Genomic DNA, 13,336 nt, shown 5'->3' with positions numbered 1-13,336 from the left:
GATGGGTCACACTGAATCTGCTCCCGAGCTTCGCCCCTCCGTTCCTCTTCCGGCGGCGCAAATCCAGGCGCTCGGCGGGCGACTCCAACGCGCGGGCGCTCTGCTCCTGACGGCCTCATTCGCCGGAGCCTGGTGGCACCCGAAGGAATTTTTCCATGGCTGGCTCTTTTCCTTCTTTTTCTTTTTCAGCCTCTGTGCCGGAGCGCTCTTCTGGGTGCTGCTCCACTACGTGACCAATGCGGGATGGGGAGCCCTCCTACGCCGGCAGGTGGAAAACGTCGCGAGCCTCTTCCCGTGGGTCGCGTTGCTCTTTCTGCCGATCCTCTGGGACGCCTTTTGGGGCCATTATCTCTACGAGTGGACGAGTCCCGCCCTCGCTCACGACCGGGCGCTGCAAGCGAAGTCGGCCTACCTCAACCTGCCGTTTTTCACAATCCGGGCGGTATTGTTCTTCACCTTTTGGATCGTTGTCGCTCGCTTTCTCTGGAACGGCTCCCGCAGCCAGGATGGCGACGGCGATCCATGGCACACGGTGCGCATGCAGAAGCTCTCCTACGGCCTTCTCGTCGTCTATGGCGCCTGCATGACCTTTGCGGCGATCGACTGGCTGATGGGGCTCGACTTCCGCTGGGGCTCGACCCTCTGGGGAGGTTTTGTCTTCGTGGGAGCGGCCGGTGGGAGCCTGGCTCTGTGGACTCTGATCCTTCTTTGGCTGCGGGGAAAGGGCCACCTGCCGCAGATGACCGAAGAACATCTCCACCTCCTGGGCAAGCTGCTCTTTGCCTTCACCGCCCTTTGGGGCTATTTCGCCTTCAGCCAATATATGTTGATCTGGTATGCCAATATCCCCGAGGAGACCTATTTCTTCATCCAGCGCAACCGGGGAAGCTGGAACTGGTTTGCGATCGGCCTGGTGCTCGGCCGATTCTTCGTGCCCTTTCTCCTGCTTCTCTCGCAGGCGACCAAGCGCAACCCGAAAATGCTCGCACTGGCCGCATCGTGGGTGCTTCTGATGCAGGCGGGCGAGCTCTATTGGCTCATCCTTCCTGGGGTCTTCGAAAAAGGGGTAGCGATCGGGGTGCTCGAGGTCGTTGTCTGGGTGGGAATGGCGTGCCTCATGACGGGCGCATTCTTGCGGCGGCTCGTTTCCTGCGAGCTCTATCCCAAGCACGACCCCCGCCTGCGCGAGTCGCTGGAGGTCGTCAGCTAGAGGAGGACCCGCATGCCGAACGAGGACGATGGCAGCAGAGGGGAAGCGAAAGCCGTTCGCAAGCCTTCTAGCGGGAAGCGATCTCCGGGCATGATGGCGTACTGGTGGGGGGTGTTTCTGCTCGTGTGGCCGACTGTAGGCGTCTTTCTGGTCACCCGGAGCTTGACGCAGGCGGAGGAAAGGGACGCGAAGCAGGAGTTGGCCGAGCGGGTCAGTCGGCTCGAAGCCTTGCGCAAGGCCGATCGGGAAATGCTGGGCCGATACCAGTGGATCGATCGGGGCAAAGGGGTTGTTGCCCTGCCCATCGAGCGGGCGATGGAGTTGGAAGAAGAGCGGCTGAAGAGTAAGGAAGTCGGCCCGTCGAAGGTGCTTCTCCCCGGTGCTCTCTTGCGACAACCGCCTTCTTCCGCTCCAAAACCCTGATGGCGGAGGAATGGGAATCATGGCAGAAGCTTCTGAATCCGAGGAGATGCCGGTAAGGGCTGGAACCGGGGACGAGGGATCGCCCTTGCGCGTCCCCGTCCTTGGGCTGGTTGCCCCGGCGGCCGTCTGGCTCTGGGTAGCGAGCATTCTGGCGCTGCTCGGCAGCCTCAAGCTCGTCGATCCCCGATTTTTGGGCACCTGGGGTTGGCTCACCTTCGGACGGATCAGCCCGGCGGCTTTCCTGAGCTTCGTCTACGGATTCGGCATCCCCATGGGGCTCTGTGCGGTTCTTTGGGCCGTTACGAAGGGAGGGAGGCTTTCTCTTCCCGGCGGACGCTGGTTTCTCGCCTCGTCCTTCCTCTGGAATTTGGGATTGTGGAGCGGGATCACCGGAGTGTTGGCCGGGGAAAGTCGTTCTCTCTCCTGGCTTGGATTGCCGACATTCTCCCTGCCTTCGCTCGGGATGGCCTATCTCCTTTCCGCGGGGTGGCTCGTCGCCCTCCTGGTGCGCCGGTGGGAGGAGGGTTCGCTCGCATCGCGATTCCTGCTTCTGGGACTTGTCTGGATTCCGTGGGGTGGAGGAGCGGCGGCACTCTGGTTGCACGATCCGGCGGTGCGCGGGGTGGCCATTGGATCGCTCGAATGGTGGTTCAATGACGGCCTCCTCTATGCAGGGTTGGGGGCGTTCGCTCTCGGGACCGTGCTCCTCCTCCTTCCCAGCTTGCTCGGCCGACCGGCGGCCTTCGGAGGGCTGGGCCGCCGGGCTTTCTGGGCTTGGGTGCTCTTTGCGAATCTTGCCGGAATGGCCCATCTGGTGGGCGGACCCTTCCCCCTCTGGATGGTTTCGTCGGGCGTCTCCTCCCGCTTCCTGCTCTGGGTGGCGGCGGTGGCGATCGGATTGGGATTTTGGGAGGCGGCTCGCAGAGCGCCGGTGGAAGGGAAGCAGTGGGATGCCGGCTGGCATTTCCTGCGATTCGGCATGGGCGCCTTCCTGGTGGCCGCCGGGCTCGGTGCGGTGCTGGCCCTGCCGGCATGGAGCCGCTACGTGCACTACACCGTCCTGGAAGAAGCGCAGTTGACGCTCTTCCTGTACGGCTTTTTGGGCATGACCTTCTTTGCTCTGCTCTACACCATCTTGCCGCGAGTGCTCGGCCGTTCCTGGCCATCCGTGGGATTGGCGAAGGCGCACTTCCTGCTCAGCAGCTATGGAATCAGCTTCCTGACCGGCCTGCTCGCCATCGGTGGGCTTTTCCAAGGGGTTGCGCTCGATAATGCCGAGGTTCCGATCCATGAGGTGATCCTTTCGCTTCTCCCTTTCCTGCGTAGCGCGGCTGGCCCGGCGACGGCCCTGTTGGCGGCTCACGCGGTCTTCGGGCTCCATCTTCTTTGGCTCCTCGTGGAAAGCGGGTCGAATCGACGCGAGGGAGAGAAGGCAGCGCTGCCGGGTGTAGCGATGGAAGGAGCGCGGACGCCGTGACCGAACCGAAACGTCTGCTCCTCGGGATCCTGCTGGCGACCGGAGCGGGATGGGTTCTTCTCGTCTGGATGCCCCTGACGAAGCTCGGGCCGGCCGGACCCGGCGGAGCGCCCTTCGGGCGAGCGGCCATCGGCGGCGAAATCTATGCGGCCAACGGCTGTGCTTCCTGCCACACGCAGGTCGTTCGCCCAGCGAACCTCGGGTCGGATATCGCCCGGGGCTGGGGCACGCACCGGACGACGCCGTCCGAGTATCGGGAGGAGCATATCGTGCCGCTAGGCGTGCTCCGCCTGGGGCCCGACCTCGCCAACGTGGGAGAGCGTCGCACCGACGCCCGTTGGTATTACCGTTTACTCTATGATCCACGAACAATCTTTCCGGGCTCGCTGATGCCGTCCTACCGGTACCTGTACGCGCGCGTCCCGCTGCTCGGGACGCCACTGCCCGATGCCTTGCCCCTTTCGGGCCGCGATGCACCGCCGCATGGATTTCAAGTCATACCCAGGCCAGAGGCGAGGGCGCTCGTCGCCTATCTTCTTTCCCTCAAGCGAGCATCGTCGGTGGAGAACGATCACGCCCAATGAATCAGGAAGTCGAACCGGAAAAGCGCGGGCCGGGAGATCGGCCTCGGGACCAAATCCCCTGCTCGTTCGTCGTCTTTGCGACGATCGTGATGCTCTTCGCGATCGCCTACTTCCTTCGATACACTGGCGGATTTCGCTGGGACGTCTATGACGCCAGCGGGATCCTTGCCGGCCTGCCCTCAGCGCCTTCGGCGCATGAGGCGGAGGCGACCGCCTCGGGGGGAGCGGCGGCCAAAGCCCCGGCTCTCGATCCAGCAGCGCTCGGCCGAGAGCAGTACCAAGCCAATTGCGCTGCCTGCCATCAACCCAACGGCCAGGGAATGGCCGGCCAGTTTCCCCCAGTCGCCGGTTCGGAATGGGTAAGCGGAGACCCTCGAGTCCTCACGGCGATCCTGATTGGGGGGCTGCAGGGGCCGGTCACGGTCGCGGGAGCCGAGTACAACGGGATGATGCCCGCCTGGAAAACCGTGCTGACTGACGAGAAGATCGCGGCGATCCTGACCTTCCTGCGTCAATCCTGGGGGAATCATGCCTCGGCCATCGACGAAGAAGCGGTGAGGGCGGTCCGAGCCGAATGCGGGAGCCATTCCGGGCCATGGAAGGTCGACGAGCTTGGGTCCCTCTCCGGAGCGAAGGCGGAAAAGAAGGACCAGTAGCCTGCGGAGCAGATGAGGCCGCCCGGAGCTGGCGGAAGGGAATCCCCGGCAAAACCCTTAGGCAACATCGCTCCAAAGGGCGCGCCCGAGCTCGAGCGGAGACGAAGACAGGAGCCGCTTGGGAGCGAGCTTGTTAGGACAAGTGCAGCAGAAAGTTCTTGTCAGTCCCGACGGAAATAATTCACTTGTAGCGGGAGGGGGCAACGGGATTATGGTTGCGCCCCGAATTTTCTAAGAAGCGCGAAACGGAGTGCGGCAGGATATGGACGAGCAGAGGCACAAGACGGCACAGCCGCAAGGCGACAAGGATATGGCTCCTTCCCACGGAGCCGGCCATCACGAGCACCATCCCGAGCTTTCCTGGTGGAGGCGCTATGTCTTCTCGACGGATCACAAGGTGATCGGGATTCAGTACATGATCACCTCGCTCCTGGTCGCCCTCTTCGGCTTTGGCTTGATGGTCGTGATGCGCTGGCAGCTCTCCTTCCCGGGGAAGCCCGTGCCGGTGATCGGCCCCCTCTTGACGGCTGTCTTTGGGGCCAACCTCGCTCCCGGCGGAGTGATGACCCCTAACCTGTACAACTCGTTCGGGGCGATCCACGGGACGATGATGATCTTCATGGCGATCGTCCCTGCGCTCTTTGCGGGGTTCGGGAATTTCGTCGTTCCCCTGCAGATCGGGGCTCCGGATATGACCTTTCCCCGCCTCAACATGGCGAGCTTCTGGACCTTCTTCGTAGGTGTGTTGATCATGCTTGGAAGTTTTCTCGTGCCCGGAGGGGCGGCGAAGTCGGGTTGGACCTCCTATCCGCCTCTGGCCAACGTCTCCGACACGGGAATGGGCTTCGAGCCCATTCTCAACGGCCAGACTCTCTGGCTGATCGGCATGGCCTTCAACATCACCGGTTCGCTGCTCGGCTCGGTCAACATCATCGCCACGATCATTCAGCTTCGCGCCCCAGGCCTCCAGTGGATGCGACTTCCGGTCTTCGTCTGGTCGGAGCTGGTCACCGCCTTTCTCCTGCTCCTGGCCTTTCCCCCTCTCGAATCCGCAGCGGTGATGCAGCTCATGGACCGGCTCTTCGGAACAAGCTTCTTCTCGCCCGATGGCCTCGTCGTGGGAGGGCGCCACTGGCCGGTGAGCGGGGGCGGCTCCGCCCTGCTCTGGCAGCATCTTTTCTGGTTCCTTGGGCATCCGGAGGTCTACGTCCAGATCCTGCCCACCATGGGGATCGTCGGCGAGGTGATCGCCAACAACACCCGGAAGCCGCTGTGGAGCTATAAGATCTTCGTCTACTCACTGCTTTCGATCGGCTTCCTCTCGATGGTCGTCTGGGCCCATCATATGTATATGACGGGCATGGGACAGAGCATCACCACCTTCTTCCAGATCTTCACTACGGTCATTTCGATCCCGTCGGTCCTGCTGGGGACCGTGCTCCTTCTCTCTCTTTGGGGCGGATCGATCCGGCTCCCGGTGCCCATGCTCTTCGCCCTCGCGTGGCTGCCGATGTTCGGCATCGGCGGATTGACCGGCCTGCCGCTCGGCTGGACAGCGTCGGATATGGTGCTCCATGACACCTACTACGTGATCGGCCATTTCCACTATATGATGGCTCCCGCCTCAATCATGGGCCTCTTTGCTGGGCTCTACTACTGGTTCCCCAAGGCGACCGGGCGGATGATGAACGAATTCTGGGGGAAGGTGCACTTCTGGATGACCATCATCTTTTTCAACGGCGTTTTCTTCCCGATGCTGATCCAGGGATTCGCGGGAGTCCACCGGCGATGGTACGACGGTGGCGCGGGCTGGCAGATGGCGCAACCGGTTCTCTGGCTCAACCAGGTGATGTCCGTTTCAGCCTGGATTCTTGCGATTGGACAGATTCCATTCATCATCAATTTCTTCTGGAGCATCTGGCGCGGAAAGAAGGTGACGTCCGATAACCCCTGGCAAGCGAACACGCTCGAATGGGCGGCCCCGACCCCGCCCGGGCATGGGAACTTCACCCATCCGATCGCCGTCTATCGCGGACCCTATGAGTACAGCGTCCCCGGTGCGGCGCATGACTACCTCCCTCAATGGGTGGAGGAAGAGGCGAAGGTTCCCGAGGCCAAGCTTTCAACCGTCTAATCGAAGAGGCAGCAAACGATGGAAATGGAAATTCCCTACACCGTTACGGCGCGCCCCGATACGGGCGCCTACAATGCGAAGATCGGCATCTGGCTCTTCCTCGCCTCCGAAGTCATGTTGTTCGGAGGACTCTTTTCCGCCTACATCTTCCTGCGCATGGGGGCGACCCATTGGCCGCACCACCTGCTGAACGTGCCGATGGGGCTCTTCAACACCTTCGTCCTGATCACCTCGAGCATCACCATGGTGATGGCGTGGACCGCTCTCAAGATGCGCCAGTTCCAGAGCTACCGGCGATGGCTCGGCGCGACGCTCGTCTGCGGTGTCCTCTTCCTCGGTGTGAAGTCGCTGGAGTACAAGGACAAGTTTCATCACTACGGGGTCATCCTCAACAACGGTCAGGAGATCACGGGACACCTGGAAATGACCCCGGAGGAAGCGATGAAGAGCAATGTCCTTCGTATCCTCCCGGACGCGGAGGATGCGGGAAGCTTCGGCTACCAGCTACAGTCGATCTTCGGACGCCCGGCCGCCGCCGGAGAAGAGAAGGTGCTGGAGATTCCGAAGAGCGACATCCAGTGGTGGTCGAATTTTACTCCTCGCTACAGCACCTACCTCGCCACCTACTTTACGATGACCGGGCTTCATGGCCTCCACATCATTGGTGGATTGCTGGTTCTCGGCTTCTTCTGGGGGCCGGGAGCAAAGCTCTATCGAACCAACCCGGAACATCTGGCCAACCGCGTTGAAGTCGCGGGACTATTCTGGCATTTCGTCGACTTGGTGTGGATCTTTCTCTTTCCCACCCTCTACTTGCTCTAGAAGCACCCTTACCCTCGGAGATTCGCCATGAACGAAGAAACCCATGAGCCAACGAAGCAGATCCCTGCGTACGTGAAGGTCTTCGGGCTGCTTCTGGTCCTCGCCGTAATCAATGTGGCGGCCTCCTATCTTCCTCTCGGCAGCGGAAACCTGGGGGTGGGCCTTCTGATCGCGGGAACGCAGGCGATTTTGGCGCTCGGCATCCTGATGCATTTCTTCTCCGAAAAGAAGACCGTCCACTACCTCATGGGACTTGCGGTTGTTTTCGTTGCGGTGTTACTTGTCCTGTTTCTTTGCTGCTACGTGGATCAGTTGAACTCGGTGAAGTAAAGGAGAGTGGGAAGCATGTCGCTGCGCCAATTTCACATACTCTTCGTTGCGATCGTCACCTGCCTCTTCGTTGGACTGGGAGGCTGGGGGCTGATGGGATACCACGAACACCAGGGTGCCGCGTTGCTCTGGCTGGGGACGGGCTCCTTGGCGACGGCATCCGGTGTGGTCGCCTACGGCTTCTGGTTCCTGCGGAAGACGCGGCGTATGGGACTGGGCGAATGAAGCTGCGCTTGAGCTCGCTGCTATCCTTGGGTGGGGGGCTCCTCTTCCTCGGGGCGCTCGGGTTCATCGCGATCGGAGATCGGCTCTTTTCTTCCATGGTCAACGTCCCCGCGCTCGGGCACGAGCCGGGAGATGCCGTTGCCTGGGCGCTCGTGGGGATCGTGCTGATTCCGATCGGAAGCGTTGCCTACTTCATCTGGGCTCTCTACCGGCGGTCGCAGAAGCCCCCACCGGCCTACGCCGAATTCCTGGAGGAAGGCGACTCGGAAGAGGTCGCGGCCCGGGGAGGCGCACGCCATCGCTAGCGAAGAGGGAGCGGAACGAGCGGGCATCGGAAAGGAGATGCGGAGGTGAGAAAACGTTTGAGCGACATCGCTCTCCTTCTTGGAGGGCTCTTGGCAGCCATGCCCACCGAGAGTTGGGCCTGCGCCATCTGTAGCGTGCCCAGGACCCAGGCGACGCGGGGGATCTTGCCAGCCGTATTGCTGATGCTGGCGCTATTGGGCTTGGTTTTCGGCGCGTTCATTCGCTTTTTCATCCGGGCGAGCCGATCCAAAAATCAATCGGGAGGGTTGAATGGTGTTCGCACTTCTTCTTGAGCTGAGTGGCATCTCGCGCTGCATGTCCGAGCATGGACGGCAGATCGATGAATTCATCGAGGCCATCCTCTGGTTCTCGCTGATTCTCTTCATCATCTGGTTCGGCTTTTTTGTCTATGCACTCGTGCGCTTTCGCGCCGACAAGAGCCCGAGGGCGAGCTACGAGGGGCTGAAGGCCGCTTGGCCCAAGCATCTGGAGTGGACGATCATTTTCGCGGAAATGGTGCTGCTCTTCGGATTTTCGGTTCCGCTTTGGGGAAACCGTGTGCTCAACCCGCCAGGGCCGGGAGAGGCGGTGACCCTCGAAGCGGTGGCCCAACAATTCGGCTGGATCTTCCACTATCCTGGGCCCGATGGGAGGATGGGCCGCCGGGACATGCGCTTGGCGGATGCGATGAATCCGATCGGGCTGGACAAGACTGACCCGGCTTCCAAGGACGACATCATCACGATGAACGAGATGCACGTGCCGGTCGGCAGGCCGGTTCTCATCTACCTGGGCTCCCGCGACGTGGTACACAACTACTACGTGATCCAGATGCGGATTCAGCGTGACGCCATCCCTGGGCTGACGATTCCGATGTGGTTCACTCCGACGCATACGGGCCGCTTCGAGATCGCCTGTGGCCAGCTTTGCGGCGTCGGCCATTTTGCGATGAAGGGCTTTCTCGTCGTCGACACACCGAGCGACTACGAGGCATGGCTCAAGCAGATGGGGCAGCTTTCGCAGACCAAGCCTCCTGTCGGCGGAACCTCAATGGCTGGGCGGTAGCCTGGGGAATTTCCCCGGGGAATTCATCTTCGCGTAGCTTGCGTCCCTGCCCGTTTTGTGAGGTAGGGAGAGGAGCGGGCACGCCGGGTGAAGAGGCGGAATCACGCGGTCTCCGCCCGAATTGCCCGGGGAGCCGAGGCTATCTGCTCCTCTTGATCCGCCCGCTACGGGTGGGGAAATGGGGTTGACGCTAACGCAACCCTCCCCGCATAAACCGCTTGGGCGCGTTCCAGCGAGGCGATTCCCATGCCCCTGAGAAGAAACAGGTACTGCCGCGGGAACCTCTTGCTTCCTCTCAGCTTCTTCTTTCTTCTCCGGGCTGGTCTGCACCAATCTTCGTGGGCCGAAGGAAGTCCACCCAAGGTGGATTTGGCGGCACTTGTGCAAACGAGAGTCCTCAGCGAGGAGCAGGTCCTCACCATGGTGAAGAGGATCGCCGAGTGACCATACTGCTGCAAAAACGCCAAGTCCGGCTCAACCCAGGCCGATGCGGCTTGACCGCGAGAGATGAGGCAAGCGTTGGGTGCCTTGACAATTCAGGGGATCATGCGATACTTGTATTGAATCGAAAGAGCGAATCACCATGCCTTTATCCGTCCGCCTCCCAGGTGATCTTGAGTCTCGACTGCAAAACCTCGCCGATAGGACTGGCCGCAGCAAAACCTATTATGTGATCGAAGCCATTCGAGAATACATCGAGGTTATGGAGGATATCTACTTGGCGGAAGGAGAGATCGAGGCGATGCGCGCAGGGAGGTCAGAAGCTCTGCCACTGGAAGAAGTGATGAAACATTATGGCATGGAGGGTTGAGCTATCCACCCTGGCACGGAAAACTCTGGAGAAGCTCGACCCACCGATTGCCCGGCGCATCCTCCTTTTTCTTCACGAGCGTGTTGCACCACTCGACGATCCGCGAGGCATAGGGGAGCGCCTCCAAGGTCCCCGCTTCGGAGAGCTTTGGCGCTATCGAGTAGGCGATTACCGCCTGATCGCAAAGATCGAGGATGGCGCTTTACGTATTCTTGTCCTTCTCATCGGTCACCGCCGCAACATCTACCGGAAGCAGCCCTGATGCGGTGAAAGATCGTCTGAAGGTGGCAATGGGGCAGGAAGGCCAGCCGCTTGGGGCAGGCCTGCTCCTGGGCCAGGGCGTGGACCGCATTTCTTAAGGCGCCTGACTATGGCGGTGGGGAGGGCCGCAAAAGAGCCCAGGAAAGGCCCGCTTTTCCTGGTACAAAGCGTCTTGACTTGGCGTTTTGACAACCGGGAGGGAAAGCGGCCTTCCCTGCCAGAGTGAACCCAAGAGACTTTTGGGTGGAGAGGCCATTTTTCGCGCCGGGTGGAAGCGGGATGACTGAAATGGACCCGCGCAGCGGAACCGCCAACCCGATCGGGGAGGGAGGGGATAGCGGAAGATCCGGGAACCAATCTCTCCCGGTTCGGGAAGAAGCTGGCATGATCGAGGGCGGGCAAGCAGCCGTGGGGTGGCGGCTCGGGAAACCCGCTCGTCTCTTCCCGCCCTGACCGGAAATCACGACGAATCGAGCCTTCGTCGCACCTCAGGCGCCACTGGCCGCTGGCGGGAGGCGAAATCCCAGAACCGGCTTAAGGCACCACGAAGATCTTTCCGGTGTAGGGGCAGCGTACTTCGGTTCCCGGAGGAAATCCCCGAACATCGACGAGCCCAGCATCCGGCGCATAGGGGCTCTTGACATAACCGGGCTTCCCCTCCACGGGCGTTCCCTTCGGATAGCGTGTCGAGGCCGTGGAGGGTCCTGCAGGAGCCTGTCCCTCCTGACCCCATGGCTTGTATTGGCCGGTGGCGGGCGTCTGGCTCGAAGGGGTTCCGGAGGTGCCGCCCGAGGAGGGCCCTCCGCCGCCCGGCTGATTGGCGGCCGTCGACTCGGGTTGATTCGCGGGTTGGGGCATCGATCCCGAGCTGGCGCCGGAAGCCTCACCGCTCTTTACCTTCTTTGACGGGGAGGCGCATCCGAAGACAAAGAAGCTGAAGCTCAATGAAACCAGAAAGATTTTTTTCATCCCTTTGGGCAGGAGAGTAGTGAGAAGCCTTTCCGAGATCAACCTTGGAGATGCCGAAACCGAGTGAAAATCGTAAACACTTGCTTTTCCCTTGAAGGCAGATGGAGAGGCCAGACGATCCCGAGAGCCGAACCCTGATAATTGTGCTCGAACTGGCCGTTCGCATACCCGATCGTGTAGACGGGATAATGCCAGAGAGTGGACGGCCCTTCGGGCAGGATCCACTCCCACCCCAACGACTGCGTTTCGTCGACGAGCTCCCAGGACTGAATCGCCTCCCGCTCGAAAACGAGCCCGCAGGGGAGCCGATCCTCCCCTACGGAGATGAATCGATGTGACCCGTCTGGGGAAAGGAAGGTGTAGTTTGCCTCGCAGACGAAGTGAAGATCGAGCGGCAGCTCGCTTTCATTGGTAATCGTGTATTGCACCCGAAGGGAATCGGGCTCCTCGAGCTCGAAAAGCTTCCGGCAGCGGAGCGCCCTCCGCTCTTGGTCGAGATAGATGCCTCCCTCCCGTTCGAGCAATAGCCGTCTCATCGGGCCCTCCTCTGCGAGCGAGAGGATCTGGTAGGGGAGATTGATGAAGTCCCCGCGCTCGATGTAGGACTCTTTCTCGAATTGGGAGAGGGTCGTTTCGCCGGGGACGAAATGCTCCTGGAAGAGGTGGCGCCGATGCCAGTCCTCGATCGGCTCCATCGGGGGCGGCTCGGGATAGACCTTGGCATAGCGGCGCAAGGTATTCGCCACGTTGTAGCGGGAGGGACGGGACGCCAGCTCCACGAGCGACCCGCCATAGTCCGGGTCAACGACGGCCCGGCAGCCACTCGTGCGCAGGATCACTTCTGGCTGGCGATCGGCGTCGAGGTCGACCCGATCCGTTGCCGGAGGCGGGGCACTCTGGTCCAGCTCCTCTTCTGCCTGGAGAAGCCGGCGATAGACCGCATCGCGCAGATAGTTGGCAAAGAGCCCGCCGCTCAGCGCATGCCAATACGGGGTATGTTCCTGCGCGGCGAGGAGGTGGTCATAAGCGGGGAATCTCTCTGCGCCGGGGAGGCTATGGATGCGTCGGCTGATCGCGAGCATCTTGTTGTGCATCCAGTTGGCTTCGGAATACTTCGCGAAAAACTCCTGCCAGGCGCCGCCGTGGAGAAAACGGAAGAAGCGATCGGCGTCGAAACGGTGGGAAAGGTCTTCCCGTACGGCAAAGTAGGATCGGCTCGCGGCGGGAGGCAGCGCGTACCCTTCCAGGTCGGTGCGAGCGCCCGACGAGAGGAAGACCGCCGGCCAATTCCCGGCGGACGCTTCGCCTGGCGTCTCCATGATCAGGCGTTGCGACTGGTTTTCGAGGTAGGTCAGCCACTCCTCGAGTACGGCTTCCTCATAAAAGCGGTGAAAGGTCGATGGCCAGAATCCGTAGGTTTCGGCGCTCTGCGCCAGGATCAGCATTTGGGGTTCGGGGCGATGGCAGAGTTGGACGAGCGAAGCGTGGATATCCCTGAGCGGCCGAAACGGGATCTCCGCAGAAAGCCGGGATGCGACCGGCAAGATCAAGATCGGAGCGGACAAGTGGCTGGTCAGAAAGGGATGGCAGAGCTCGGCCGGCTCGAGGCCGGCCCTTTCGAGCAGGCGGTCTTCCAGCAGCACATAATCGTAGCCCGCTTCGGAGAGAAGGTCCGGGAACCAGGGCTCCCAGACGGATTCGGGGAGCCAGGCCCCGCGGGGCAGAACCTGAAACCGCTCTTGGAGCCATGCCGCGGTCTTTTGGAGCTGTGCTGCAGCATCCGCAGCCGGAATCATGCTCAGGATCGGCTCGTAGAAGCCCCCCCCCAGGAGCTCGACTTGATTACGGGAGACGATTCTCCCAAGCTTTTCCAGGAGTCCGGGGTCTTCGCGTTCGAGGTGGCGGAGAAATCCGCCCGAAAAGTGGAGGCCCATGCGAATCCGTGGATGCCGCTCCAGGGCATCCAAAAAGGGGTGGCAGACCCGGTCGAGGAAGCGGCGGAAGGTTTCCGGAAAATTATCCAAGGGCTGGTGAAAGTGGACGACCCAAACCAGCCGCACCGA

Annotated in this window: 16 protein-coding genes; 13 read left to right on the top strand and 3 right to left on the bottom strand. The window is 61.4% G+C overall.

Features of this window, described 5'->3' with window-relative positions; all coding sequences use genetic code 11:
- Position 1 precedes the first annotated feature (1 nt).
- The 10 genes from MacB4_RS05715 (at position 2) to MacB4_RS05670 (ending at position 8,166) form a co-directional block, all read left to right on the top strand.
- A complete protein-coding gene (locus MacB4_RS05715; RefSeq protein WP_206864869.1) occupies positions 2 to 1,210 on the top strand; it encodes a hypothetical protein in 1,209 nt (402 codons plus the stop codon).
- 90 nt (positions 1,211 to 1,300) lie between these two features.
- Positions 1,301 to 1,633, top strand: coding sequence for a hypothetical protein (locus tag MacB4_RS05710; RefSeq protein WP_206864868.1), 333 nt, complete (start codon positions 1,301 to 1,303; stop codon positions 1,631 to 1,633).
- A gap of 19 nt (positions 1,634 to 1,652) precedes the next feature.
- A complete protein-coding gene (locus MacB4_RS05705; protein WP_206864867.1) occupies positions 1,653 to 3,110 on the top strand; it encodes a cbb3-type cytochrome c oxidase subunit I in 1,458 nt (485 codons plus the stop codon).
- Positions 3,107 to 3,694, top strand: coding sequence for a cbb3-type cytochrome c oxidase subunit II (locus MacB4_RS05700; protein WP_242529363.1), 588 nt, complete (start codon positions 3,107 to 3,109; stop codon positions 3,692 to 3,694). Before MacB4_RS05705 ends, MacB4_RS05700 begins: the two co-directional genes overlap by 4 nt.
- Positions 3,691 to 4,350, top strand: a complete 660-nt coding sequence (locus MacB4_RS05695) for a cytochrome c (protein WP_206864866.1) — start codon at positions 3,691 to 3,693, stop codon at positions 4,348 to 4,350. The genes MacB4_RS05700 and MacB4_RS05695 overlap by 4 nt, the downstream gene beginning before the upstream one ends.
- A gap of 310 nt (positions 4,351 to 4,660) precedes the next feature.
- Positions 4,661 to 6,484 carry a cbb3-type cytochrome c oxidase subunit I gene (locus MacB4_RS05690; RefSeq protein ID WP_370569418.1) on the top strand — a complete coding sequence of 608 codons (1,824 nt, stop codon included), beginning with the start codon at positions 4,661 to 4,663 and terminating at the stop codon, positions 6,482 to 6,484.
- An 18-nt stretch (positions 6,485 to 6,502) separates the two neighbouring features.
- Positions 6,503 to 7,306, top strand: coding sequence for a cytochrome c oxidase subunit 3 (locus tag MacB4_RS05685; protein ID WP_242529362.1), 804 nt, complete (start codon positions 6,503 to 6,505; stop codon positions 7,304 to 7,306).
- A gap of 27 nt (positions 7,307 to 7,333) precedes the next feature.
- On the top strand, positions 7,334 to 7,636 hold the full coding sequence (locus tag MacB4_RS05680) for a cytochrome C oxidase subunit IV family protein (protein WP_206864864.1): 303 nt from the start codon (positions 7,334 to 7,336) through the stop codon (positions 7,634 to 7,636).
- Positions 7,637 to 7,651: 15 nt separating this feature from the next.
- Complete coding sequence (locus tag MacB4_RS05675; RefSeq protein WP_206864863.1) at positions 7,652 to 7,861, top strand: hypothetical protein; 210 nt, start codon at positions 7,652 to 7,654, stop codon at positions 7,859 to 7,861.
- Entirely contained in the window at positions 7,858 to 8,166 is a 309-nt protein-coding gene (locus tag MacB4_RS05670; protein ID WP_206864862.1) for a hypothetical protein, read from the top strand. Before MacB4_RS05675 ends, MacB4_RS05670 begins: the two co-directional genes overlap by 4 nt.
- On the opposite strand, the gene MacB4_RS05665 is transcribed toward MacB4_RS05670, so the two are convergent.
- Positions 8,163 to 8,387 carry a hypothetical protein gene (locus MacB4_RS05665; RefSeq protein ID WP_206864861.1) on the bottom strand — a complete coding sequence of 75 codons (225 nt, stop codon included), beginning with the start codon at positions 8,385 to 8,387 and terminating at the stop codon, positions 8,163 to 8,165. The genes MacB4_RS05670 and MacB4_RS05665 overlap by 4 nt on opposite strands.
- Positions 8,388 to 8,437: 50 nt before the next feature.
- Here MacB4_RS05665 and MacB4_RS05660 point away from each other — a divergent pair, with 50 nt between their 5' ends.
- The 3 genes from MacB4_RS05660 to MacB4_RS05650 all read left to right on the top strand — a co-directional run bounded on the left by MacB4_RS05660 (position 8,438) and on the right by MacB4_RS05650 (position 10,305).
- A complete protein-coding gene (locus tag MacB4_RS05660) occupies positions 8,438 to 9,232 on the top strand; it encodes a cytochrome c oxidase subunit II (protein WP_206864860.1) in 795 nt (264 codons plus the stop codon).
- Positions 9,233 to 9,815: 583 nt separating this feature from the next.
- Positions 9,816 to 10,043, top strand: coding sequence for a ribbon-helix-helix protein, CopG family (locus MacB4_RS05655; protein WP_206864859.1), 228 nt, complete (start codon positions 9,816 to 9,818; stop codon positions 10,041 to 10,043).
- Entirely contained in the window at positions 10,027 to 10,305 is a 279-nt protein-coding gene (locus tag MacB4_RS05650; RefSeq protein WP_206864858.1) for a type II toxin-antitoxin system RelE/ParE family toxin, read from the top strand. Before MacB4_RS05655 ends, MacB4_RS05650 begins: the two co-directional genes overlap by 17 nt.
- A 533-nt stretch (positions 10,306 to 10,838) precedes the next feature.
- Here the strand turns inward: MacB4_RS05650 and MacB4_RS05645 are convergent.
- Together MacB4_RS05645 and MacB4_RS05640 are read right to left on the bottom strand one after the other, a co-directional pair.
- Positions 10,839 to 11,162 (bottom strand): hypothetical protein, encoded by a 324-nt coding sequence (locus MacB4_RS05645; RefSeq protein WP_242529361.1) that lies wholly within the window; start codon positions 11,160 to 11,162, stop codon positions 10,839 to 10,841.
- A gap of 149 nt (positions 11,163 to 11,311) precedes the next feature.
- Positions 11,312 to 13,333 carry an alpha-amylase/4-alpha-glucanotransferase domain-containing protein gene (locus MacB4_RS05640; RefSeq protein ID WP_206864857.1) on the bottom strand — a complete coding sequence of 674 codons (2,022 nt, stop codon included), beginning with the start codon at positions 13,331 to 13,333 and terminating at the stop codon, positions 11,312 to 11,314.
- Between the last annotated feature and the right edge of the window lie 3 nt (positions 13,334 to 13,336).

Origin of the sequence: Methylacidimicrobium sp. B4, from assembly GCF_017310545.1 — a bacterium.
GTDB lineage: Bacteria > Verrucomicrobiota > Verrucomicrobiia > Methylacidiphilales > Methylacidiphilaceae > Methylacidimicrobium.
Note: the sequence above shows the minus strand (reverse complement) of the source record. Positions and strands in the feature narration are given on the sequence as shown.

What these genes read in the sequence shown, in the direction of transcription:
- MacB4_RS05705 (WP_206864867.1), top strand. Translation starts at nt 1,653, where the DNA reads ATGGCAGAAGCTTCTGAATCCGAGGAGATGCCGGTAAGGGCTGGAACC.
- MacB4_RS05685 (WP_242529362.1), top strand. Translation starts at nt 6,503, where the DNA reads ATGGAAATGGAAATTCCCTACACCGTTACGGCGCGCCCCGATACGGGC.
- MacB4_RS05675 (WP_206864863.1), top strand. Translation starts at nt 7,652, where the DNA reads ATGTCGCTGCGCCAATTTCACATACTCTTCGTTGCGATCGTCACCTGC.
- MacB4_RS05665 (WP_206864861.1), bottom strand. Translation starts at nt 8,387, where the DNA reads ATGAACGCGCCGAAAACCAAGCCCAATAGCGCCAGCATCAGCAATACG.
- MacB4_RS05660 (WP_206864860.1), top strand. Translation starts at nt 8,438, where the DNA reads ATGGTGTTCGCACTTCTTCTTGAGCTGAGTGGCATCTCGCGCTGCATG.
- MacB4_RS05655 (WP_206864859.1), top strand. Translation starts at nt 9,816, where the DNA reads ATGCCTTTATCCGTCCGCCTCCCAGGTGATCTTGAGTCTCGACTGCAA.
- MacB4_RS05715 (WP_206864869.1), top strand. Translation starts at nt 2, where the DNA reads ATGGGTCACACTGAATCTGCTCCCGAGCTTCGCCCCTCCGTTCCTCTT.
- MacB4_RS05670 (WP_206864862.1), top strand. Translation starts at nt 7,858, where the DNA reads ATGAAGCTGCGCTTGAGCTCGCTGCTATCCTTGGGTGGGGGGCTCCTC.
- MacB4_RS05645 (WP_242529361.1), bottom strand. Translation starts at nt 11,162, where the DNA reads ATGCCCCAACCCGCGAATCAACCCGAGTCGACGGCCGCCAATCAGCCG.
- MacB4_RS05710 (WP_206864868.1), top strand. Translation starts at nt 1,301, where the DNA reads ATGATGGCGTACTGGTGGGGGGTGTTTCTGCTCGTGTGGCCGACTGTA.
- MacB4_RS05695 (WP_206864866.1), top strand. Translation starts at nt 3,691, where the DNA reads ATGAATCAGGAAGTCGAACCGGAAAAGCGCGGGCCGGGAGATCGGCCT.
- MacB4_RS05690 (WP_370569418.1), top strand. Translation starts at nt 4,661, where the DNA reads ATGGCTCCTTCCCACGGAGCCGGCCATCACGAGCACCATCCCGAGCTT.
- MacB4_RS05650 (WP_206864858.1), top strand. Translation starts at nt 10,027, where the DNA reads ATGGCATGGAGGGTTGAGCTATCCACCCTGGCACGGAAAACTCTGGAG.
- MacB4_RS05680 (WP_206864864.1), top strand. Translation starts at nt 7,334, where the DNA reads ATGAACGAAGAAACCCATGAGCCAACGAAGCAGATCCCTGCGTACGTG.